Raw genomic sequence first — 22,143 nt, 5'->3', positions numbered from 1 at the left:
GCGGTGGTCGACGAGACGGGCCAGGACGTGCCCAACGGGCAAGGCGGGATCCTGGTGGTCAAGCGTCCGTGGCCGTCGATGATCCGCACGATCTGGGGCGACCCGGAGCGCTTCAAGAAGAGCTACTACCCTGAGGAGCTCGGCGGCGGGCTGTATCTGGCGGGCGACGGCACGGTGCGCGACAAGGACACCGGTTACTTCACGATCATGGGGCGCATCGACGACGTGCTGAACGTGTCGGGCCACCGGCTCGGCACGATGGAGATCGAGTCGGCGCTGGTGTCGCACGAGCTGGTGGCGGAAGCGGCCGTGGTCGGCCGGCCGGACGACACGACGGGCGAGGCGGTGGTCGCGTTCGTGGTGCTCAAGCGCTCGCGCCCTGAAGGCGACGAGGCCGCGGCGCTGGCCAAGGCGCTGCGCGACTGGGTCGGCAAGCAGATCGGGCCGATCGCGAAGCCGAAGGACATCCGTTTCGGCGACAACCTGCCGAAGACGCGCTCGGGCAAGATCATGCGGCGCCTGCTGCGCTCGCTCGCGAAGGGCGAGGCGATCACGCAGGACACCTCCACGCTCGAGAATCCGGCGATTCTGGAGCAGTTCGGCCTGTCGCTCTGAATGACGGGGCCGGCACCGGCCGGCCCCACCCGACCTCCGCGACGCACGCACGTTCCGGCGCCCATCCCCGCCGCGAACGCGCGACGCGCAGCCGCCACCCGGCCGAGCACCTGCGTCCCCGCGCCCCATCCCGCGTGCGCGGCCCGGGCGACGGACACCGCTGCGCGGCCGTCCGGCGCCTTTTCTGTTCGATGCATGGACGTACAACAACACTGGAGACACCCCGATGAAAAGCAGGATCGTGATCGGCTGCGCCGCGCTCGCAGGCGCGCTTGCCAGCCCCAGCGGCTTCGCCCAAAGCAGCGTGACGCTGTACGGCAACCTCGACGCCGCGTTGCTGTACACGAGCAAGACGCTCGATAGCGCCACCGGCGCAAACGCAGGCCATCAGTTCTCGATGGCCGATACCGGCATGACGCCGACGACGTTCGGGATGACCGGCACCGAGGATCTCGGCGGCGGCCTGAAGGCGAAGTTCCAGCTCGAAAGCGGCTTTGCCGTCACCAACGGCGCATTCGCGCATTCGAACGGCAACATCTTCGGTCGCCAGGCGTGGGTCGGACTCGACGGCGCGTTCGGCACGGTCAAGGCCGGCGTCCAGTATTCGCCGTTCCTGCTCGCGATCTTCGATTCGGACCCGCGCAGCTTCTCGCACTTCGGCAGCGGGCTCGTCAACTACGTCGACAACGTGCTGGTGACCGGCCTGTTCAACCCGAACGCCGTGTCGTACACGAGCCCGACGATCGCCGGCCTCACCGGCAGCGCGATGTTCGCGTTCGGCGGCAAGGCCGGCGATTTTCAGGCGGGACGCCAGTACTCCGCGAGCCTCAAGTACGAGCACGGCGGCTTCATGATCAACGCCGGCTTCTACAACGGCAACGACGGCACCAACCCGACGCCCACCGCCAGCACCGTCGCGTTCGTCGGCCGCACGATCGGCGCCGCGTACCGGTTCGGCCCCGTCACCGCGAAGGCGTCGTTCGCCAGCTACAAGGTTGCCGGGTCGTTCAGCAACAACGTGTACGGCGGCGGCCTCGACTACCAGGCGACGCCGACGGTCGACCTGAACGGCGGCGTGTGGTTCACGAGCGATCGCAACGACACGGCCAACCACTCGCTGCTCGCCGCCGTCGGCTCGACGTACAGCCTGTCGAAGGCGACCGCGTTGTATGCACAGGTCGCGATGGTCAACAACCACGGCGCGATGGACACCGGGCTCGGCATCACCAACGCGCTTTACGCGGTCAACGGCACGACCGTCGGCGCGAACGTCGGGATCCGGCACATGTTCTGATGCAGGAAACGGCGGCATCGGCAGCGCCGCCGTTCTGCATTTGCAGTCCGAATCATCAAGTGTCGGAGTCGGCATGCGCCGACTCCGGCGCGAACTTCGTCGCGCATCGAGGGTGCGATCCGCTCGCGCACGCGCTGCGTCCGCGCCGCATGCCCGCAAGAAGGCCTGGTATAGACCGCGCGCTTCCCGGTCCAACGCGTCGACCGACGCCGCCCGGTGTTGCGGCGCACATCGCGCGGCTGCGCGATGCGTGTCGTTTACGACCGATTTCCGGGCGCATCGCCGATAGTCCGCACGCTCCGTTTCTCTACACTGGTGCACGCCAGCACACAGCCACCTGCCCCGTGTCGCGTGTCGCGTGTCGCGTGTCGCGTGTCGCGTGTCGCGTGTCGCGCCGCGTCACGGCACCGTGGCGATCCCGAGACAACCGCCCTCGCCGCCGACGCTGCCGCGTCCGTCCCGCCGCGCTGCCGCCGGCCCGCTGCGAAGGCCCCTTCCAGGAGCGTTCATTGAGTTCACCGCACGCGCACTCCGCGAAAACCCGATCTTCGCGCCAGGCCCTCAAGCTCGACGACATCACGATCGTGGACCGCGCCATCCTGAAGCGCGCGGTCGGCGCGATGGCGTTCGGCAATGCGATGGAATGGTTCGACTTCGGCGTCTACAGCTACATCGCCGTCACGCTCGGCAAGGTGTTCTTCCCGTCGAGCAGCCCGTCCGCGCAGCTGCTCGCCACCTTCGGCACGTTCGCGGCCGCGTTCGTCGTGCGCCCGCTCGGCGGCATGGTGTTCGGCCCGCTCGGCGACCGCATCGGCCGCCAGCGCGTGCTCGCCGCCACCATGATCATGATGGCCGTCGGCACCTTCGCGATCGGCCTGATTCCCAGCTACGCGTCGATCGGCATCATGGCGCCCGTGCTCCTGCTCGTCGCCCGCCTCGTGCAGGGCTTCTCCACCGGCGGCGAATACGGCGGCGCCGCCACCTTCATCGCCGAGTTCTCGACCGACAAGCGCCGCGGCTTCATGGGCAGCTTCCTCGAGTTCGGCACGCTGATCGGCTATACGCTCGGCGCGGCCACCGTCGCGCTGCTGACGGCGACGCTGTCGCACGACGCGCTGCTGTCATGGGGCTGGCGCGTGCCGTTCTTCATCGCGGGGCCGCTCGGCCTCGTCGGTCTGTACATCCGGATCAAGCTCGAGGAAACGCCTGCGTTCAAGAAGGAAGCGCTGGCGCGCGAAGCAGACGAACGCGCGCGCCCGAAGCAGTCGTTCGGCACGCTGCTCGTCGAACAGTGGCGGCCGCTGCTCCAGTGCGTCGGTCTCGTGCTGATCTTCAACGTGACCGACTACATGGCGCTGTCGTACCTGCCGAACTATCTGTCGGCCACGCTGCACTTCAACGAGACGCACGGGCTGTTCATGGTGCTGATCGTGATGCTGCTGATGATGCCGATGACGCTCTATGCCGGGCATCTGTCCGACCGCATCGGCCGCAAGCCGGTGATGATGTTCGGCTGCGTCGGCCTGCTCGTGCTGTCCGTGCCGGCGCTGATGCTGATCCGCACCGGCGGCATGCTGCCGGTGTTCGGCGGGATGCTGATCTACGGCACGCTGCTGTCGACCTTTACCGGCGTGATGCCGTCGGCGCTGCCCGCGCTGTTCCCGACGCGGATCCGCTACGGCGCGCTCGCGATCGGCTTCAACGTGTCGGTGTCGCTGTTCGGCGGCACGACGCCGCTCGTCACCGCATGGCTCGTCGATCGCACCGGCGACCTGATGATGCCGGCGTACTACCTGATGGGCGCGTCGTTCATCGGCATCGTGTCGGTGCTCGCGCTGCGCGAGAGCGCGCGGCGGCCGCTGCCGGGCTCCACGCCGTGCGTGGGCAGCCGCGCCGAAGCGCAGGAGCTGATCCGCCGCGGCGCCGGCGAGGTCCGCGGGCGCGAACGCAAGCTCACGCCGATCGGCGAACGCGCTTGATCATGTGACGCACGTGATGTGCCTGATGCGCGGCACATCCGTCGCGCAGTGCCAGCCGCAGCGGCGTCACGCAACGCCGCGTGCCGCTCAAGCCGCGGCGAGCTTCTGCTCGTCGAACCAGTCGAGCAGCGTGCGCGTGACGAAGGCGGGATTCTCGAGGTTCGAGATGTGGCCGGCGTCCGGCACCAGCACGTGGCGGCAGCCGATCACGCCTGCCATCTTCTCCGTCTCCGACGGCGGCCGCGCCATGTCGCCGGCGCCGCACATCAGCAGCGTGCGCGCGGCATCGAGGTCGGCGAGTGCGGCCAGCGTGTCCGGACGCCCGAAAATCAGCCGGCCGAACGGGACGATCGACTCGCGCAGCCGGTCGGCAGGCAGGCCGGCGAGTGCGGCGCGAAATGCGCTCGGCACCGGGTCCGACAGATTCGCGTCCGGGCGGAAGAACAGCGGCACGATCGCATCGAGCAGCGGTGGCGCAATCTTGCCGGCGGCGGCGATCGCATCGAGCATCCCGAAGTAGCGCAGCCGCGTCGCGTCGGGCTCGGCTTCGAGCGACGCGTCCATCAATACGAGCGAGCGCACGCGCTGCGGTTCGCGCAACGCGAGCCGCGCGCCCCACATCCCGCCAACGCTCAGGCCGACCACCGCGCATTGCTCGATCTCGAGCGCGTCGAGCAACGCGCTCGCATGCGCGGCGAGATCGTCGAGCGTCTGCGTGCCGGCCGGCAGCGGACCCGATGCGCCATGCCCCCACAGGTCGGGCACGATCACGCGATACCGGCGCGACAGCGCGTCGATCTGCGGCGCCCACATCGCCGCGTCCCACAGATAGCTGTGTCCGAGCAGCACCGGGAAGCCGGTGCCGTGATCGTGGTAATGCAGCGTGCTGCCGTGGATGGTGCGGGTGAGCATCGGGCCTCCGGGTATGACGACGATGGGCAGCGGCGCGCAAGCGCGCGCTGATTCACTGGCGCGTTGCCAGCAACGCTGGCGCCGCGCATGATCGCACAGCTCGGCGGGCGCTGCAGGCGACGTGTGTAGCGCGTCGCGGCGGCGGTGGCGCGCTCGCATGCGGCGCTGGATCCAAGGGTCGGGAATGCCGGCGTCGGGCCGCGTTCGGCCCGGCGCGCAGTGCGAACGATCACGCGGCCCGCATCGAACCGGGCACGCGGACCAAGCGCGTGTCCGCACCGGCCTGTTCGGCGAGCGCCGCATGCTGCAGCGTGGTCCGGCGTCGGTCACTTGCATGCACAACGCGCGGCACGCGCACGCCGCAAACCGGCCACGAAGGAAGAAGCCGTTAACGCAATCGCGGCGCCGGACGACCTCGATCGTCCGGCGCCACGCGGGCCGATGCCGGTACTCAGAACACCGCGTGCCCGCTGATCAGGCTCGGCAGCCAGGTGGAGAAGAACGGCATGTACGTGACGATGTTGATCGCGCTGAAGATCGCGAGGTAATACGGCCACGCCATCTTGGTCGTCTCGCCGATCGACACGTTGCCGATCGCGCAGCCGACGAACTGCACCGAGCCGATCGGCGGATGCACGAGGCCGAGCGAGCAGTTCAGCAGCAGCATGATGCCGAACTGCACGGGCCCGACGCCGCAGGCCATCGCGATCGGCAGGAACAGCGGAGTCGTGATCAGGATGTGTGCGGCCATGTCGACGAAGGTGCCGAGGAACACCTGGATGACGTTGATGTACAGCAGCATCAGCCACGGCGCGGCGGTCGACTGCTTGAGCAGCCCTTCGATCGCATCCGGGATCTCCAGATACGACATCTGGAAGCGCAGCATGTTCGACACGGCGATCAGCAGCAGCACGACGCCCGTCGTGCGCGCCGCATGCGACAGCGCGCGCCGCAGCTTCTCGACGGTCAGCGTGCGATAGACGAGCGCGGTCAGCACGAGCGAGTACACGACCGCGATGGCCGCCGCTTCGGTCGCGGTGGCAATCCCCTTCGCGACGCACACGAGGATGATCGCGATCACCATCAGGCCGGGCACCGCGCCGACGAAGCTGCGCAGCACCGCATACCAGCCGGGGAACGCGGGCAGCGCGGACGAGCCGTCCTCGCGGCGCGGATAGCCGTGACGCACGGCCTGCCAGTACGCGGCGGCGAGCACGAAGCCCATCACCCACAGCACCGGCAGCAGCCCCGAAAACAGCAGGTCGCCGATCGACACGCCGCTCACCTGCTGGCCGTGCAGCATCCCGGTGATCCCCTGCGCGGCGAACGCGTAGATGATCATGTTGGTCGACGTCGGCATCAGCGCGCCGGCGAGCGACGCGTGGGTCGTCACGTTGACCGCGTACGCCGCGCTGTAGCCCTCGCGCTTCATCAACGGGATCACCACGCCGCCCATCGCCGACGTGTCGGCGGTCGGCGAGCCCGACACGCCGCCGAACAGCGTACAGGCGACGACGTTGGCCATCCCGAGGCCGCCGCGAAAATGGCCGACGGTCGCCTGCGCGAAGCGCAGGATCCGGTCGGCGATGCCGCCGTGCAGCATCAGTTCGCCGGAAAAGATGAAGAACGGCACCGCGAGGAACGAGAACGCGTTCATCCCCGAGATCATCGACTGCATCGCGGTGGCGATCGGCAGCCCTTCGACGAGGTAGGTCAGCACGCATGCGATGCCGAGCGCGAACGACACGGGCACGCCGAGCACGAGGAAAATCAGAAAACTGACGGACAGGATCGCGAGTTCCATGGCGTTAATGTCCCGACGAAGAACGACGGAGCGCGAGCAGGTGCTCGAGCGAGAAAAGGATGATGGCGATCGCTGCGGGAATCGTGATCAGATAGCGCACGCCCTCGGGCAACCCGATGATCGGAATGCGGTCGCCCATCGTCTCGGCCGCCATGCTGCCGCAGCCGGCGATGATCGCGATCGCGAACGCGATCAGGCACAGATGCTGGATCGCGATCACGACGGTGCGCCCCTTCGGCGGCAGGCGCTGCACGAGCGAATCGAGGCCGATGTGGCCGCCGTCGCGCACCTTCATCGCCGCGCCGAACATCGCGATGACGATCACCAGCAGCAACGCTATCGGCTCGACGAAATCGGGCGCGTTCTCGAACACGTAGCGCATCACGACCGCGTAGAACACCAGCACCGTGAGCGCCGCGAGACACAGCGACGCGATCACCGCGAGCGCGCGGAACAGCAGGTCGTTCGCGCAGTGCAGCAGCGGCGTCGCGCGCGCGCGGCACGGCGCCGCGCCGACGGCCGCGGCGCCATTCGGTGAAGTGCGACGGGTCACTTGGTGGCCTCGATCTCGTCGACGATCTGCTTCATCTGCGGGGTCTTTTCATACTTGGCCCACAGCGGCTGCATCGCCTTCACGAACGCCGCGCGATCGATCTGCGCGGCCGGTACGATCTTCGCGCCGCCCTTCGTCACCGTCTGCTGCGCGGACGCCTCGCGCGCGGTCCACAGCTTCTGGTAGTACGGCACCGAATCCGCCGCGGCCTTCTTGATCGCGGCCTGCTCCTGCGGCGACAGCGTGTCCCAGATCTTCTTCGAGAACACCAGCACTTCGGGCGTCATCGCGTGCTGCGTCTCCGAGTAGTCGGGCGCGACTTCGAAGTGCTTGGTTTCCTCGTACGACGGCAGATTGTTTTCCGCCGCATCGACGAGGCCCGTCTTCAGGCCCGTGTACACCTCGGCGAACGGCATCGGCGTGGGCGTGCCGCCCATTGCCTTGATCTCGTCGACCATCAGGTCAGACGGTTGCACGCGCACCTTCAAGCCCTTCATGTCGGCCGGCGAGCGCACCGGGCGCTTCGCGTAGATCGAGCGCGCGCCGCTCTCGTAGAACGTCAGCGCGATCATGCCCTTCGCCGCGAACGCGTCGAGGATCTTCTGGCCGGCGGGACCGTACATCGCCTTGCGGAAATGGTCGACGTCGCGGAACAGGAACGGGAGCGACGGGATCAGCGACTCGGGCACGATCTCGTTGAACGAGGCGCCGTTCACGCGCGCCATGTCGATCGCGCCGATCCGCACCTGGTCGACCGTGTCCTTCTCCGAGCCGAGCGCGCTGTTGCCGAACACCTTGATCGAGTCCTTGCCGCCCGTGAGCTTCGACAGCTCGTCGCCCATGTACTTGACCGCCATGTTGGTCGGGAAGTTGTCGCCATGCACGTCCGCCGAGCGGAACACGCGCGCGTGCGCGGATACGGCGAAGCCTGCCATCAGCGCGACGGCCACGGCGGTACGGGAGCGGGTGAATCGGTGCTTCATCGTCAGTCTCCTTGCTGGTTGCTCGTTGTTCGGCGGCGCGCCGGGCGACCTCCGCCCGCTTTCGGTACACGGCCTGCGTTTAACTTGAGTCATACGTTGTATGACGTGTGGAAGCGAATGTACGTCGGTTAATCGTTTAACTCACTTGGTGCATACCCGTATAAGCGGAGTAGTCCGGGGTTTTTGAGGCGATTGGGGGAAAACGTTTCTACGTGAAGCGCCCGGTTAGCGAAACGTTTTCCGAACGGGCGTCGGTATTGGAAGTCGGCACCGTGCTGGCCGGGATGCCGGGTAGCCGACTTGGCTATTTTCTAGTTGTCCGATGACTGACTACTTGACGGCTTTACGTGCTCGATCTTGTCCGCACCGCGCCAGCCGAATGCGTTCGGCTCCCCCGTTGTAATGACGCCGCGACGCCGTCTACTCCAGAGTCGGGCGGACGCCAGCGCGAGCCTCGCCGATGCGCGTATTGGCGCAGCTCTTGGCAAGCGCGCCGGCCGCCGTGCCCTACTTCGTCACGGCGGGCACGCACGATGCGGCGCGGCGAGACGGCAAACACACGAGGAGGTATGCGATGCAGACGAGTCGACCCTCGGCGGGACAGCGTCAGGACGCGCCGTTGAATCCGGGGGACGAAGGGCCGCCCGATACGCCCGGTGTCGGCGAAGATCTATGCGGTGTATGTCGCGGCACAGGGATGGTGGAAGGCCAGCCATGCACGGTATGCGGCGGCACCGGCAAGGTGTTACAGGGAATCGGCGGCGGCTAGGCGGCATCCCCCATACGCATCAGGCTGCGCCGATGCGTTGCGGGAGCGCTGTGGGAGACGAGCGCGGCGCGTCCATGCCGCGTTCGCGGCCCCGCTGCGCGGACCGTGCGCGGCTGCTTCAGCGGCCTAGGCGTCGTTCGCGCAGGAACGCGTTCAGTTCGCCGCCCGCGTGCTCGATGTGGCGCTTCAGCAGCGACGCCGCAGCGCGCCCATCGCCCTTGCGGCACAGCGCGACCAGTTCCGCATGCTCGGACTCGGCCACGTCGCGCGCGGCCTCCGACAGCGACAGCTGAACGCGCGTGTAGCGATCGGTCTGCTGCAACAGCGACGCGACGATCGCGGCCGTCTTCGGCTGCTCGGCCCGCGACAGCAGCAGTTGATGCAGTTCGGTGTTCAGCTCGCCCCAGCGGCCGGACTGGCTCGCGTGCAGCACCGCGCTGTATTCGTCGAGGATCGCGTCGAGCCGCGCGAAGTCTTCCGCCGTGAGCTTCGGAATCGACTTTTTCAGCAGCACGGGCTCGAGCAGCGCGCGCAGCTCGAACAGCTCGGTGATGTCCTCGGGCGACAGCTCGGAGACGATCGCGCCCTTGTGCGGCAGAATTTTCACGAGCCCTTCGCTTTCCAGCTGCACGAGGGCTTCGCGCAGCGGGATGCGGCTGATCCCGAGCTCGGTGGCCAGCGCGTCCTGGCGAAGCTGGTAGCCGTCGACGTACTCGCCGGTCAGGATGCGACGGCGCAGTTCGTTCGCGGCGGCCTCGGCACGCGTGGCGTAGACGAGGGCGGGGCGTTTGTCGTTCATGTTGCGGTTCGGACCAGGGATGGCGGCAAGGCTTGCGCCGACGCGCCGGTGAATATTGCATATTTTCTACGATAGTAGCAGAGCGGCGGAGCGGCCAACGCGGCCGGCAGATCGGCTCGGCGAATCGCGCCGAATGCAGCTGGCGGCGGTCGCATGCCGACTGGCCGCGCGCTTACTTCATGCATCCCGGCGCACGCGGTGAAGGTTTGCGCGGAGGCGATCCGGTACGCTCCGCGCGCCCTTCCCCTCTCATTCCAGCCCATTCCCCCGCCCATTTCCAGCACGTTCCCCTTCCCTTCCTCACGCCCTTTTTATTTTATATTGTATAAAATATCCGAACTCACTAGAATGCACTCGTCGATGGCTGACTCTCGGGCGAAACGGGAGGCACCGTTTCGGCACCGACGCGAACGAGAGGCGGCCGGCCACGGTCCGGATCGGGCGAAGCCCCACGATCCGGCGCGCACGCGTACCGCCCAGGTTGCCAGCAATGGCAGTTCACCTATCTGAATGTGAGGAAACGAGATGAGCGAGAACATTTTCACCGGCACCATTCCGGCCCTGATGACGCCGTGTACCGCCGAGCGCCAGCCGGATTTCGACGCGCTGGTGAAGAAGGGCAAGGAGCTGGTGGCGCTGGGCATGCGCGCGGTGGTGTACTGCGGCTCGATGGGCGACTGGCCGCTGCTCACCGAAGCGCAACGCCAGGAAGGCGTCGCGCGGCTGGTCGCAGCCGGCGTGCCGACCATCGTCGGCACGGGCGCGGTGAATTCGAAGGAAGCCGTCTCGCACGCCGCTCACGCGGCGAAGGTCGGCGCGCACGGGCTGATGGTGATTCCGCGCGTGCTGTCGCGCGGCGCATCGCCGGCCGCGCAGAAGGCGCACTTCTCCGCGATCCTGAAGGCCGCGCCGAACCTGCCTGCGGTGATCTACAACAGCCCGTACTACGGCTTCGCGACGCGCGCCGACCTGTTCTTCGAACTGCGCCGCGAGCATCCGAACCTGATCGGCTTCAAGGAATTCGGCGGCGCCGCCGACATGCGCTATGCGGCCGAAAACATCACGTCGCAAGACGCAAACGTCACGCTGATGGCCGGCGTCGACACGCAGGTGTTCCACGGCTTCGTCAATTGCGGTGCGGCCGGCGCGATCACCGGCATCGGCAATGCGCTGCCGCGCGAAGTGCTGCAGCTCGTCGACCTGTGCAAGAAGGCCGCGCAGGGCGACGCCGTGGCGCGCGTGCGCGCGAAGGAACTCGAAGCGGCGCTCGCCGTGCTGTCGTCGTTCGACGAAGGCTGCGACCTCGTGCTGTTCTACAAGCACCTGATGGTGCTGAACGGCGACACGGAATACACGCTGCACTTCAACGAAACCGATGCGCTGAGCGACGCGCAACGCAACTACGCTGAAGCGCAGTACACGCTGTTCCGCAACTGGTACGCGAACTGGTCGAAGACGATCGCGTAAGTCGGGCGCCGCTGGTTCGGCGATCGAAGCAAGCCACGGCCCGTTCCGTGGCTTTTTCATTGGCGCGGGGATGAAGCGCCGCCGCCCGTGTCAGCCGGCCGTGCGCTCGAGAAACGCGAGCATCGCCGCATTGAAGCGCGCCGGCCGCTGCAGCGGCGCGAAGTGGCTGACGCCAGAGAGAAGCGTCAGCGTCGCGCCCGGAATCGTGTGCGCGAGGTATGCCGCATGTTCGGCGCGGATGAACTCGTCGTGCTCACCCTGCACGATCGCGACCGGCACCGTGATCGCCGCAAGCTCGGACGCGCCGTAATTCGGTTGCGTGCGCATCATTTCGCTGACGGCCGCGACGAACGCGTCGAAGTCGCCGGGTGTCGCGGACAGGCGTGCGTAGTCCTTGCGGTGCCGCGCGAAGCAACGGTCGATCAACGCGCTCGGCACGAATTCCTTCGTCCCGCTCGGATCCATGTTGCACGCGAAGAAGAAGACGCCCGCCGCCCGCTGCGGCGTGCGCGCGGCCAGCACCAGCGCGACGCATGCGCCATCGCTCCAGCCGACGAAGCGCGCGCGCTCGATGCGCAGCGCGTCGAGTACCGCGCGCACGTCGGATGCCATGCATTCGTACGAATAGGGGCGCGCATCGCGCGTGCTGCGGCCGTGGCCGCGGCTGTCGATCACGATCGCGCGGTAGCCGGCCGCGAGCAGCGCCGGCACCTGGTGGCCCCAGTTGCCGCCGTGGCCGAGGCCGCCGTGCAGCAGCACGACGGGCGGCCCATCTCCGAACGACGCGTGCCAGATGCGCGCGCCGTCATGGTCGAGCCATCCTTCGGCGTCGGCCGCGGGCAGCGGCGGCCCGCCCTGCTCTTCGAAACGGACGAGATCGTCGTCGGTGAAGTGCGCGCTCATCGTGGTGCCGTCCTTGGGGAGAGACGAGCTTGCGATTCTAATGCGCGAAGCCGCGCGTCGGCGCGGCGCGCGACGCATTCAGGCCTGCGTCGACACCAGCGAGCCCGACGTCGATCCGGACGACTTCTGGATCGCCTGCGCGAGCTGCGCGATCGCCGTCGACAGCGCAGCGGAGATCGTGCTCGCTTGTGCGCCGAGCGACTGCTGCTCGGTGGCTGCGGCGGGATCGTTCTTCGCGCGCTGCGCGACGGTCGCCATTTGTTGCTGAATCTGCGCGAGCTGTTTCTGCAGGCGCTCGATCAGCTGTTTCAGTTGCTTGACCGCGGGATCCTCGGACGACGACGACGACGCCGATGCGCTCGACGCCTGACCGCCGTTGGCCGGCGCGGCGCCGGCAGCGGCAGCCGTCGCGCCGCCCGTCGGCGACGATGTCCCGGCAGCCGTCGAGTTGGCCGTCGGCGTGGAAGCCGCAAGCGGGGTTTGCGCGGCGGAAGAAGGTTCGATCTGCATTGTGTCGGTCCGTAGTGGGTCGGCGATTGCCGTCGATTGAACAGGCGAATACCTTGCAAGCGGATAACGGCATTCGTCGTACCAAACTTTAGCCGCGCGACGCAAAGGGGCCAGACAGACGCGCCGGGTACGCTGGTAAAATTCGAGTCCTGCCTTCCGCCGGACCGCCGCTCGATTGCGTCTCGCCGCGGCCGGCCCGCAACCGCGTATCGAAGCCCGCAGTATCGCGCGCAATCGACCGCGTCGGCCGGCGTCGCGCCCCGCGAGCGGCAGCAAGCGCCTCCACGGCACGGCGACGGTTACGCCCCCTTCATCACGTATCACGAGGAATCCACGATGGCCCGCATCGGCGCCTTCTGCCTGACGACTTGGCTCGCCGCCGCGATCCTGTATTTCGGCCAGCATTCGCTTGCGATGATCGCGCTCAGCGGCGTGGTCGTGTTCGGCGGATTCGATCTGCTGCGTCCGTAGCGCTTGCGGGCTAGCGGCGTGCGCCGAGATGCGCGTCGACCCGGCGTGACGCGCTGACCGACAGCTTCATCGCCGGACGACGCGCGGGCCCCAGCCCTTCGCAGCCCGTGGAACGCGCGCCGCTCGAACCGGCTGCCGTGCCGTGCGGCCCGCGTGCGCGCGCAGGCGGGCGCACGCGGGCCGCACGGCACCCCGTTCAACGCGGCAAGGTCCGCAGCGACGACGGCCCGCCCGACAGCGCGATGCGCGTGCCCGTATCGCGCAGCTTGCCGCCTTCCACCGCATACAGCGCGAGCTGCCGCTCGACGTTGAACTGCACGATCACGTGCCGGCTGTCCGCGGTGAACGCGATGCCCTGCGCGGCTTCGCCGCCCGGCGCCTCGCTCGTCTGCACCGCGCGGCCGGCGCGGATCTCGAACAGCACGACCTTGCCGCGCTTGTGGCGGCCGGGATTGTCGGGCGTCAGGTTCGAGCCGTCCATCGCCTGCACGGCGATCCATTTGCCGTTCGGCGAGATCGCGACGCCTTCCGGCAGCGACGGCACCGTCAGGTACTGCACCGTGCGAAACGGCGTGTGCGACACGTCGATCAGCGCAACCGAATCGGCGTCGCCCGCGAGCGTGCCCGTATAGCCGGGCAGCCCAGCGAGGCCGACGTTGCTGACGACGGCCCAACGATCGTCGCTCGACACGTCGATCGTGTACGGCGCGACGCCGGTGCTCAGCCGCGTGCCGCTGTCGGTCACGTTGCCGTCGTCGACGTTCAGCACCGCGACGCCCTGCTCGTCGCGCAGCGACACGAGCGCATGCTTGCCGTCGTGCGTGAAGCTGATCCCGGCGAGGCGCTTCTTGCCGATCTTCAGGCTGCCGTCGAGCGTGACCTGCGTGCCGTCGATCCGCAGGATCGACACGCTGCCGTCGACGTTCGCGACCAGCGCGAGCCGGCCCGACCGGTCGATCGCGATACCCTGCGGATGCGTGCCGAGCTCGATGCGCGCGATCGTCGGCGGCGATGCGTCGAGCGTCACGACCTGCACGAACGTGTCGTACGCGAGCTGCTTCGCGGCCGGGTCGTAACGCGTGGGCGCACCGACCAGCGCGAGCTTCGCGTCAGGCGTGATCGCCACCGCCTGCGGCGGCCCCTGGATGCCGTTCTCGACGTCCACCTGCAACGCGATCTTGGGCGGAAACACGCTGGCGTCGAGCAGCGTCAGCGTGTCAGCGGGCGGCGACGCGAGATAGGTGTCGCGCCCGTCGACGCGCTGGTACTTGCCGTCGTTGCCTGACACGATCCAGTCGGCCGCATGCGCGGCGACGGCGGTCGTGGCGAGCGTCAACGCGGCGAGCAGGCGGGCGCGACGAAGGTGGAAGCGTTTCGAATGCATGGCGTTCGGTTCTCCGGTCGGTTGCAGACGCAAGAATGCGCGCGACCCAGCTGCTCGACGGGCCGGTGCAATCGCATGATGCATGAAGGCGCGCGCCGCCGTGCGCGCCGGTTCTCACGCGCTGCGCGGCCCCGCGCCGTCCCACCGGTCGACGCCATCGAGCGGATACACGGGCCGCGCGAGGCGCTCGTAGCGGAACAGCGCGTAGTCCGACCCGGTCAGGCCGCGGCTGTCGCATTCGACGAGCGCGGCCGCGATCGGCACGAACACCGGCCGGCAATACATGCGCGACTTCAGCAGCAGAAAGCGTGCCCGGCGCGGATCGATGCCGACGCTCTCGAACACGCCGAGATCCCACGGCTCGTGCGTGCGCTCGGTCACCACCAGCGTCGCGACGCCGATATCGAGCACGGCGGCGCGGCCCATGTAGGCGCGCTGGCCCGTATAGGTCGGCCCGGTGATCACGTATTCGCCGTCGGTGATCGCGCGCACGACGCCGGTCGCGCGAAACGGCGTGCGCCGCGCGCCACCATGCGACGGCATCCGGTTGCCGATCGGCACCGTGACGGTCGCGCCGACGCCCGCATCGATCAGCGCGGCGACCGCGTCGGGGTCGCACAGCGGCCCGCTGACGATCCCGTCGAGCCCTTGCGCGAGCGCGGCCTCCAGCAGGTCCATCGTGTCGCACGGGCCGCCCGACATGCAGTTGTCGCCGTGATCGAGCATCAGCACCGGCCGGTCCGCACCGCGCGCGAGCGCCGCGGCCTGCGCGACCGATTCGGCGAGCGGCGCGCTGCGATACACGAACGCGTCGCGCGCGTCCCAGATCTGCCGCGCAATGCGTTCGGCCACCGCGTCGGCCGCCGCGCGATCGCCGTCGCCGACCACGACGACGCTCACGCACGGCGCGGGAATGTCCGCGAGCGAGAAGCCCGCCAGCACCGACACCGCGAGCATCCCGTCCGCCTCGGCCGCGCGCGCGGCTTCGAGCGCGCGCCGCATCGCGCCTTCGGCGCTCGCGCTGCGCAGCGTCGACGTCAGCAGCGGCGGCTGCCGCCACGCGAGCACCGGCCGCGCACGGCCATGCAGTCGATCGAGCAGCAAACGCGCCGCGTGCTCGCCGGTTTCGTACATGTCGACGTGCGGATAGGTCTTGAAACTGACGATCACGTCCGCGTGGTCGATCATCTTCTGCGTGACGTTCGCGTGCAGGTCGAGCGCGACCGCGATCGGCGCGGCGGGCAGCACGGCGCGCACGCGCGCGAGCAGGTCGCCTTCGCCGTCCGCGCTCTGCTCGGCGACCATCGCGCCGTGCAGATCGAGCATCACCGCGTCGCAGCCGGGCGCCGCGGCGACGATCGCGTCGCAGATCGCCGCATAAGCGTCGGCCGCGACCGGCCCGCTCGGGTTCGCCGCCGCCGACACCGGCGTGACGATCTGCGCGCCGGCGCGCTCGGCCGCGTCGATGAATGCGGCCATCGCCGTGCGCATCCCGCGGTTCGTGCGATACGCGTCGTCGCCCCAGTCGGGGCCGTTGCGGCCGAACGCGGCGAGCGGCGTCGGCACCGGCGAGAACGTATTCGTCTCGTGGTTCATCCGGGCGATCAGGATCTTCATCGCGTGCAGCCCTCCGCGAGGCCGGCTGCGGCGAGCATCGCATGGAGCAGCACGTTGCAGCCGGCCTCGAGATCGGCTGGCGCCGCGTCCTCGATTTCGTTGTGGCTGATCCCGTCCTTGCACGGCACGAAGATCATCGCGGCGGCCGCGACACGCGCGAGATACACGGCATCGTGGCCGGCCCCGCTGATCACGTTCATCGACGACAGGCCCAGCGCATTCGCGCCCGCGCGCACCTGTTCGACGAGCGCCGCGTCGAACGGCTGAGGCGCGAAATACACGACCTGCTCGACGTCGATCGGCATGCCGGCCGTCGCCGCGAGATCGTCACACGCGGCGCGCAGAGCCGCATCCATCGCCGCGAGAGTCGCATCGTCGGCCGCGCGCAGATCGACCGTCAGCGTCACGCGGCCCGGAATCACGTTGCGCGAATTCGGATGCACGTCGATCCAGCCGACCGTGCCGCGCCCGTGCGGCGGGTGGGCGAGCGCGATGCCGTTCACCGCGCGCACGAGATCGGCCGCCACCAGCAGCGCGTCGCGCCGCAGCGCCATCGGCGTCGGGCCGGCGTGCGCCTCCATCCCGTGCACGGTGACGTCGTACCAGCGCTGCCCGAGCGCGCCCTCCACCACGCCGATAGTCGTCGCATGCGCCTCGAGCACCGGCCCCTGTTCGATATGCGCTTCGAAGTACGCGCCGACCGCATGTGCATCGCGCACGTCACCCGCATAGCCGATCGCTGCGAGCGCATCGCGCACGGCGATGCCGTCGCGATCGCGTTGCGCGAGTGCATGCTCGAGCGTGAACGCACGCGCGAACACGCCGGACCCCATCATCACCGGCACGAAGCGCGAGCCTTCCTCGTTGGTCCACACCGCGACCTCGAGCGGCGCGCGCGTGCGCACGCCCGCGTCGTCGAGCGTGCGCAGCACTTCGAGGCCCGCGAGCACGCCGTAGTTGCCGTCGAACTTGCCGCCGGTCGGCTGCGTGTCGATATGGCTGCCCGTCATCACGGGCGGCAGGTCGTCGCACGCACCCGCGCGGCGCGCAAAGATGTTGCCGATCGCATCGATGCGCACCGTGCAGCCGATCTCCTTCGCCCATCCGACGAATAGGTTGCGCGCGTCTCGATCGCGCTCGGTGAGCGCGAGGCGGCAAACGCCGCCGTTGGCGGTCGCGCCGATTTGCGCGAGCCGCATCAGGCTGTCCCATAGCCGCGCGCCGTCGACGCGCAGCCCGAGCGCCGCAACGCCCGGTGTCGAATCCTGAACTTGCATCGGTGGAATTCCTCGCAATGAACGGGCACGGCGCTTATGCGACGCCGACGCCCAAGTAACGATCCTTCACGTCGTGATCGGCGGTGAACGCCGCGTTGCTGCCTTCGTAGACGATCACGCCCTGTTCGATCACGAAGTGACGGTCGGCAAGCTGCGTGCACACTTCGAGGTTCTGTTCGACGAGCAGGATCGACACGCCGGCCGCCTTGATCAGCTTGAGCTGCGCGACGATCTCCTCGACGATTACCGGCGCGAGCCCTTCGACCGGTTCGTCGAGCATCAGCAGCCGCGGGTGATTCATCAGCGCGCGGCCGATCGCAAGCATTTGCTGCTCGCCGCCCGACAGCTGCGCACCGCCGTTGCGGCGGCGCTCCTTCAGCCGCGGGAAGATGCGATAGATGTCGTCGAGCTGCCACGGCGAATCGCGACGTGCGCCGAGCCGCAGGTTTTCCTCGACCGACAGCAGCCGGAAAATCCCTCGATGCTCCGGCACGAAACACAGGCCGCGTGCGGCAATCCGGTGCGCGGGCTGACCGGACATCACCCGGCCCGCGAACGTCACCGTGCCGCCGCTCGGCGCGACGACCCCCGCGATCGTCTTGAGCGTGGTCGATTTGCCCGCGCCGTTACGCCCGAGCAGCGTCACCGTTTCGCCGTCCCGCACGTTGAGCGAAACGCCCTGCAGTACGTGGCTCTTGCCGTAGCACGCGTGCACCGCCTTCACGTCAAGGATCATGCGCGGCCTCCGGTGATCATGTTGCCGAGATACGCGCTGCGCACGCGCGCGTCCCCGCGAATCGCCTCGGGCGTGCCTTCGACCAGCACGCGCCCCTGCTGCATCACCGTGATCGTGTCCGAGATGTCCATCACGATTCCCATGTTGTGTTCGATCAGCACGACCGTGTAATCGTCGCGCAGGCGGCGGATCAGCGTTTTCATGTCGTCGAGGTCGTCGATACCCATGCCGGACGTCGGCTCGTCGAGGAAGATCGCGCGCGGCCGCGCCGCGAGCGCCATCCCGACTTCGAGCCGGCGCTGCTGGCCGTGCGACAGCACGCCGGCCGCCGTGTCGGCGAACCGCTGCAGGCCGAGCCGATCGAGTACGTCGTCGACGACACCCTGATGTGCCCGCGCGCCAAGGGGCGGCGCCCACGGATTCAACGCGCGCCGCGACTCGACGCCTTGCGCGGCGACGCGAAGGTTCTCGCGCACACTGAGGTTCGCAAACAGGCTCGTCACCTGGAACGAACGCGCTATACCGCGCCGCACACGCTTGTGATCGGGCTCGCGCGACACGTCGTGACCGTCGAACAGGATCGAGCCGGCGCTGATCGGCACGGTGCCCGTCAGCGTATGGAACAGCGTGGTCTTGCCTGCGCCGTTCGGGCCGATCACCGAATGAATGGTGCGCGGCATGATCCGCAGATCGACGCCGCCCAGCGCCGTGAACTTGCCGTAGCGCTTGACGACGCCGCGCGCTTCCAGAATCGCTTCGCTCATCGCTGCTCCCCGGCCGCGGCCTCGGTACGCCGGGCGCGCCGCAGCGATGCCGCGACGCGTTCGCCGACTCCCCACAAGCCGCGCTGCATGAACAGGCTCACGGCGATCAGCACGAGCCCGAGCAACAGCAGCCAGCGCGGCCATAGCGTCGACAGCCAGTCGGCGAACAGCACGTAAGCGGCCGCCCCGAGCACCGACGCGAACAGGTTGCCGGTGCCGCCGATCACCGTCATCACGAGGATCATCTCGCTCGTGTGATAGTCGATGTTCGACAGCGGCGCGATGCCCGTCATCAATGCATGCAGCGCGCCGGCGAGGCCGGTGACCGCGCCCGAGATCACGAACGCCACGAGTTTGAAGCGCCGCACGTCATAGCCGGCCGCCGCCGCGCGCGCCTCGTTGTCGCGGATCGCGAGCAGCGTGCGGCCGAACACCGAGCGCGACACGCGCAACAGCAGCCAGAACACCGCGACGAACACGACGGCGACGAAACCGTAATAGCGCCACGGCGAATCGAGCGGCACGAGCGGATGGCCGAATACCGACAACGCGGGGCGCGGAATGTCGAGCAGCCCGTTGTCGCCGCCCGTCACATCGGGCGTCGTATAGGCGACGAAGTAGAACAGCTGCCCGAACGCGAGCGTCAGCATCACGAAGTAGGTGCCGCGCTGCCGGATCGAGAACCAGCCGACCAATGCGGCCGCGGCGGCGCCGAGCGCGGCGGCCGCAACCAGCGCCGCAGTCACCGACTCGACGCCGTGCGTCAGCACCACGCCCGCCGCGTAGCTGCCGAGCCCGAAGAAGATGCCCTGGCCGAACGACAGCAGCCCCGTGTAGCCCAGCAACAGATTGCAGCCGAGCGCGGCGAGCGCGAACACCAGCACCTCGGTCGCGAGCGAGCCCGAGTCGAGCGCGAGCGGCAGCGCGCCGGCCACCGCCACCGCGAGCCAGCCTTCCGGTCGCTGCAGCGCGGCGCGCCACGGCGGCACACGCCGCGACGCCGCCGCATCCGACGGCAGCGATTTCGACGATTCGATCATGCAGCCCTCCCGAGCAAACCGTTCGGACGCAGCAGCAGCACGGCCGCCATCGCGACATAGATCATCAGGCGCGCGCCTTCGGGCCACAGCGTGCTCATCAGGCTCTGTACGATGCCGACGAGCAGCCCGCCCACCAGCGCGCCGAGAAAATTTCCCATCCCGCCGACAACGACCACGACGAACGCGACGCCGAGCGCCTCGATCCCCATGAACGGATCGACGCCGCGGATCGGCGCGGCCAGGACGCCCGCGAGTGCGGCCGTCGCCGCGCCGAGCGCGAACACGAGGCTGAACACGCGCGTCACGTTGATGCCGAGCAGCGACACCATTTCCGACGACTCGCTGCCCGCGCGCACCGTGCTGCCGAGCCGCGTGCCGTCGAGAACCCACCACAGCAGCGCGGCCAGCACTGCCGTGAAGCCGATCACGAACAGCCGGTATTTCGGATAGACGAAGCCGCCCCAGATCACGACGCCGCTGAGCGCGTCGGGCGGCGGTACGTTGTCGCCAAGCGGGCCCCACGCGAGGATCGCGCACTCCTGCAGCACGAGCGCCAGGCCGACCGTCGCGAGGATGTGGAATTCGTGTTGCTGTGCATACACGTGACGCAGCACGAGCTTTTCGACGATCCATGCGAACGCGCCGACGACGAGCGGCACGACCGCGAGCGCGGCCCAGAAATTCGCCGACCATTGCAGCGCCTGATAACACAGGTACGCGCCGAGCAGATAAAACGCACCGTGCGCGAAATTCACGAAGCGCAGCAGGCCGAACACGATCGACAGGCCGACCGCGAGCAGGAAGTACAGCATGCCCACGCCGATGCCGTTGACGATCTGCAGCAGATAGACGTTCATGGCTTCCGTATCGGTAAGGAGGAGGAACGGTGGTCGGCGCGCAGCGGCCGCGAACGCGGCCGGCGCGTCACGCGAGCTTGCAGCCGGTCTTGTCGACGGGCAGGAACGACTGCCCGGAGCTGACCACGTCCGCGTAGTCGTCCGCGTTCTTCATCCGGCTTTTCGGCTTGCCCTTCAGCAGGTAGTAGTTCTTCAATACCTGGTGGTCGCCCTTGCGGATTTCCTCCGGACCCGTGAGCCCGTCGTACTTCATCCCCTCCATCGCGGCGATGACCTTCTTCGGCTCCGCGGTGCCGGCCTTCACCATCGCGTCGAGCAGGATCTTCGAGCAGATGTACGAGCCCGCGAGGCTGTAGTTCGGATTGGCCTTGAACGCGGCGTTCGCGCGCTTCACGAGATCGCGGTTCAGCGGCGAATCGATGCCGTGCCAGTACTGCGCGCCGAAATACACGCCGTCGCAGATGTCGGGGCCGAGCGCCTCGAACTGCTCGAGCCCCGACGCCCATGCGAGCAGGATCGTGCAGTTGCGCTTCATCCCGAAGCTCACGGCCTGACGCAGCGTGTCCGATGACTGCGAGCCGAAGTTCAGGATCAGCAGCACGTCGGGCTGCGCGGCGGCCGCATTGGTCAGATAGCCGCTGAATTCCTTCTCGGCGAGCGAGTGATAGCTGTTGCCCACATGCTCGATGCCCTTTTCCTTGAAGATCGCCTTCGCGGCCGACAGCAGCCCGTCGCCGAACACGTATTGCGGCGTGATCGTGTACCAGCGCTTCGCTTTCGGCAGCATGCCGATCAGCGGGCGCACCGTCTGCTCGATCGCGCCGAAGGTCGGCACCGACCAGCGAAACGTCGCGTCGTTGCAGTCCTTGCCGGTGATCTCGTCGGCGCCGGCCGTCGTGATGAACACGCCGCCCGCCTTCTGCACTTCCTTGCCCATCGCCAGCGATTCGGACGACAGAATGCCGCCCGCGAAGAAGCGCACGCCCTTCTGCTGCGCGATCTCCTGCACGCGCCGCACGGCCGTCGCCGGCTTGCCCTCGGTGTCGAGCGCCGTGTATGCGAGCGGTGCGCCGAGCACCTTGCCGTATTGCCTGACGACGAGCTGCATGCCGAGATCGGCGTACTTGCCGTTCGCGGCGAACGGCCCGGACATCGGCACCGGGCAGGCGAGCTGGATGGGCGAACCCTGTGCGAACGCGGCGCGGGACGCCATGCTGCCGAGCGCACCCGGCACGGCCGACAGCGCGGCCAGTTTCAACAGTTCTCGGCGATTCAAGTTGACGCTCCTTGGTGAAGGGGACACACGCGATGCGACCGACTGCCAAACCGTGCCTGCGCGCTGCAGGATGCCCGCCGCCGGTTCATTCTATTTATCATGATAAATAGAATGAACCGGATGCTAGAGTTGA

At 68.2% G+C, this 22,143-nt stretch carries 21 protein-coding genes; 6 read left to right on the top strand and 15 right to left on the bottom strand.

Annotation, left to right across the window (positions count from 1 at the left end; translation table 11 throughout):
* The 3 genes from EX20_RS19445 to proP form a co-directional block, all read left to right on the top strand.
* On the top strand, nucleotides 1-615 hold a 615-nt coding region (locus EX20_RS19445), incomplete at its 5' end, for an AMP-binding enzyme (RefSeq protein ID WP_156126949.1).
* Between the two features lie 226 nt (nucleotides 616-841).
* On the top strand, nucleotides 842-1,909 hold the full coding sequence (locus EX20_RS19440; RefSeq protein ID WP_014726251.1) for a porin: 1,068 nt from the start codon (nucleotides 842-844) through the stop codon (nucleotides 1,907-1,909).
* Between the two features lie 509 nt (nucleotides 1,910-2,418).
* Nucleotides 2,419-3,888 (top strand): glycine betaine/L-proline transporter ProP, encoded by a 1,470-nt coding sequence (gene proP / locus EX20_RS19435; RefSeq protein ID WP_014726252.1) that lies wholly within the window; start codon nucleotides 2,419-2,421, stop codon nucleotides 3,886-3,888.
* A gap of 87 nt (nucleotides 3,889-3,975) precedes the next feature.
* Here proP and EX20_RS19430 read toward each other — a convergent pair whose 3' ends face one another.
* The 4 genes from EX20_RS19430 to EX20_RS19415 all read right to left on the bottom strand — a co-directional run bounded on the left by EX20_RS19430 (nucleotide 3,976) and on the right by EX20_RS19415 (nucleotide 8,140).
* Nucleotides 3,976-4,800, bottom strand: a complete 825-nt coding sequence (locus EX20_RS19430; RefSeq protein WP_034194428.1) for an alpha/beta fold hydrolase — start codon at nucleotides 4,798-4,800, stop codon at nucleotides 3,976-3,978.
* Between the two features lie 451 nt (nucleotides 4,801-5,251).
* Nucleotides 5,252-6,604, bottom strand: a complete 1,353-nt coding sequence (locus tag EX20_RS19425) for a TRAP transporter large permease (RefSeq protein WP_011880621.1) — start codon at nucleotides 6,602-6,604, stop codon at nucleotides 5,252-5,254.
* A 4-nt stretch (nucleotides 6,605-6,608) separates the two neighbouring features.
* Complete coding sequence (locus tag EX20_RS19420) at nucleotides 6,609-7,157, bottom strand: TRAP transporter small permease (protein ID WP_014726256.1); 549 nt, start codon at nucleotides 7,155-7,157, stop codon at nucleotides 6,609-6,611.
* The gene (locus EX20_RS19415; RefSeq protein WP_014726257.1) at nucleotides 7,154-8,140 is read right to left on the bottom strand and encodes a TRAP transporter substrate-binding protein; all 987 of its coding nucleotides are present in this window, start codon (nucleotides 8,138-8,140) and stop codon (nucleotides 7,154-7,156) included. The genes EX20_RS19420 and EX20_RS19415 overlap by 4 nt, the downstream gene beginning before the upstream one ends.
* 574 nt (nucleotides 8,141-8,714) lie before the next feature.
* Here EX20_RS19415 and EX20_RS32930 point away from each other — a divergent pair.
* Nucleotides 8,715-8,909: a hypothetical protein gene (locus EX20_RS32930; protein WP_072465533.1), complete on the top strand. Its 195-nt coding sequence runs from the start codon at nucleotides 8,715-8,717 to the stop codon at nucleotides 8,907-8,909.
* Nucleotides 8,910-9,027: 118 nt separating this feature from the next.
* Here EX20_RS32930 and EX20_RS19410 read toward each other — a convergent pair whose 3' ends face one another.
* Entirely contained in the window at nucleotides 9,028-9,708 is a 681-nt protein-coding gene (locus EX20_RS19410; RefSeq protein WP_011880625.1) for a GntR family transcriptional regulator, read from the bottom strand.
* A gap of 525 nt (nucleotides 9,709-10,233) precedes the next feature.
* Between EX20_RS19410 and EX20_RS19405 the strand changes: the two genes are divergently transcribed.
* The gene (locus EX20_RS19405) at nucleotides 10,234-11,175 is read left to right on the top strand and encodes a dihydrodipicolinate synthase family protein (RefSeq protein WP_014726259.1); all 942 of its coding nucleotides are present in this window, start codon (nucleotides 10,234-10,236) and stop codon (nucleotides 11,173-11,175) included.
* Between the two features lie 90 nt (nucleotides 11,176-11,265).
* Here the strand turns inward: EX20_RS19405 and EX20_RS19400 are convergent, their stop codons facing one another.
* Both EX20_RS19400 and EX20_RS19395 read right to left on the bottom strand, forming a co-directional pair.
* On the bottom strand, nucleotides 11,266-12,078 hold the full coding sequence (locus EX20_RS19400; protein WP_034194427.1) for an alpha/beta fold hydrolase: 813 nt from the start codon (nucleotides 12,076-12,078) through the stop codon (nucleotides 11,266-11,268).
* 78 nt (nucleotides 12,079-12,156) lie between these two features.
* Complete coding sequence (locus tag EX20_RS19395) at nucleotides 12,157-12,588, bottom strand: hypothetical protein (protein ID WP_014726261.1); 432 nt, start codon at nucleotides 12,586-12,588, stop codon at nucleotides 12,157-12,159.
* Between the two features lie 336 nt (nucleotides 12,589-12,924).
* On the opposite strand from EX20_RS19395, the gene EX20_RS33185 reads away from it, so the two are divergent.
* Nucleotides 12,925-13,059 (top strand): hypothetical protein, encoded by a 135-nt coding sequence (locus EX20_RS33185; protein ID WP_011880630.1) that lies wholly within the window; start codon nucleotides 12,925-12,927, stop codon nucleotides 13,057-13,059.
* Nucleotides 13,060-13,255: 196 nt separating this feature from the next.
* On the opposite strand, the gene EX20_RS19385 is transcribed toward EX20_RS33185, so the two are convergent.
* The 8 genes from EX20_RS19385 to EX20_RS19350 all read right to left on the bottom strand — a co-directional run bounded on the left by EX20_RS19385 (nucleotide 13,256) and on the right by EX20_RS19350 (nucleotide 22,010).
* Nucleotides 13,256-14,443, bottom strand: coding sequence for a YncE family protein (locus EX20_RS19385; RefSeq protein ID WP_034194426.1), 1,188 nt, complete (start codon nucleotides 14,441-14,443; stop codon nucleotides 13,256-13,258).
* Between the two features lie 114 nt (nucleotides 14,444-14,557).
* Complete coding sequence (locus tag EX20_RS19380) at nucleotides 14,558-16,060, bottom strand: M81 family metallopeptidase (RefSeq protein ID WP_034194425.1); 1,503 nt, start codon at nucleotides 16,058-16,060, stop codon at nucleotides 14,558-14,560.
* Nucleotides 16,057-17,337 carry a Zn-dependent hydrolase gene (locus EX20_RS19375; RefSeq protein ID WP_014726265.1) on the bottom strand — a complete coding sequence of 427 codons (1,281 nt, stop codon included), beginning with the start codon at nucleotides 17,335-17,337 and terminating at the stop codon, nucleotides 16,057-16,059. Before EX20_RS19375 ends, EX20_RS19380 begins: the two co-directional genes overlap by 4 nt.
* 34 nt (nucleotides 17,338-17,371) lie before the next feature.
* Nucleotides 17,372-18,073 (bottom strand): ABC transporter ATP-binding protein, encoded by a 702-nt coding sequence (locus tag EX20_RS19370; RefSeq protein WP_034194424.1) that lies wholly within the window; start codon nucleotides 18,071-18,073, stop codon nucleotides 17,372-17,374.
* Nucleotides 18,070-18,837, bottom strand: a complete 768-nt coding sequence (locus EX20_RS19365; RefSeq protein WP_034194423.1) for an ABC transporter ATP-binding protein — start codon at nucleotides 18,835-18,837, stop codon at nucleotides 18,070-18,072. The genes EX20_RS19370 and EX20_RS19365 overlap by 4 nt, the downstream gene beginning before the upstream one ends.
* On the bottom strand, nucleotides 18,834-19,877 hold the full coding sequence (locus EX20_RS19360; RefSeq protein ID WP_011880636.1) for a branched-chain amino acid ABC transporter permease: 1,044 nt from the start codon (nucleotides 19,875-19,877) through the stop codon (nucleotides 18,834-18,836). The genes EX20_RS19365 and EX20_RS19360 overlap by 4 nt, the downstream gene beginning before the upstream one ends.
* A complete protein-coding gene (locus EX20_RS19355) occupies nucleotides 19,874-20,734 on the bottom strand; it encodes a branched-chain amino acid ABC transporter permease (protein ID WP_014726266.1) in 861 nt (286 codons plus the stop codon). Before EX20_RS19355 ends, EX20_RS19360 begins: the two co-directional genes overlap by 4 nt.
* Before the next feature lie 67 nt (nucleotides 20,735-20,801).
* Nucleotides 20,802-22,010, bottom strand: coding sequence for an ABC transporter substrate-binding protein (locus EX20_RS19350; protein WP_011880638.1), 1,209 nt, complete (start codon nucleotides 22,008-22,010; stop codon nucleotides 20,802-20,804).
* Between the last annotated feature and the right edge of the window lie 133 nt (nucleotides 22,011-22,143).

The organism is Burkholderia sp. WP42, from assembly GCF_000745665.1.
GTDB lineage: Bacteria > Pseudomonadota > Gammaproteobacteria > Burkholderiales > Burkholderiaceae > Burkholderia > Burkholderia vietnamiensis.
The sequence above is the reverse complement of the archived record's forward strand: the minus strand, read 5'-3'. Positions and strand labels throughout refer to the sequence as shown.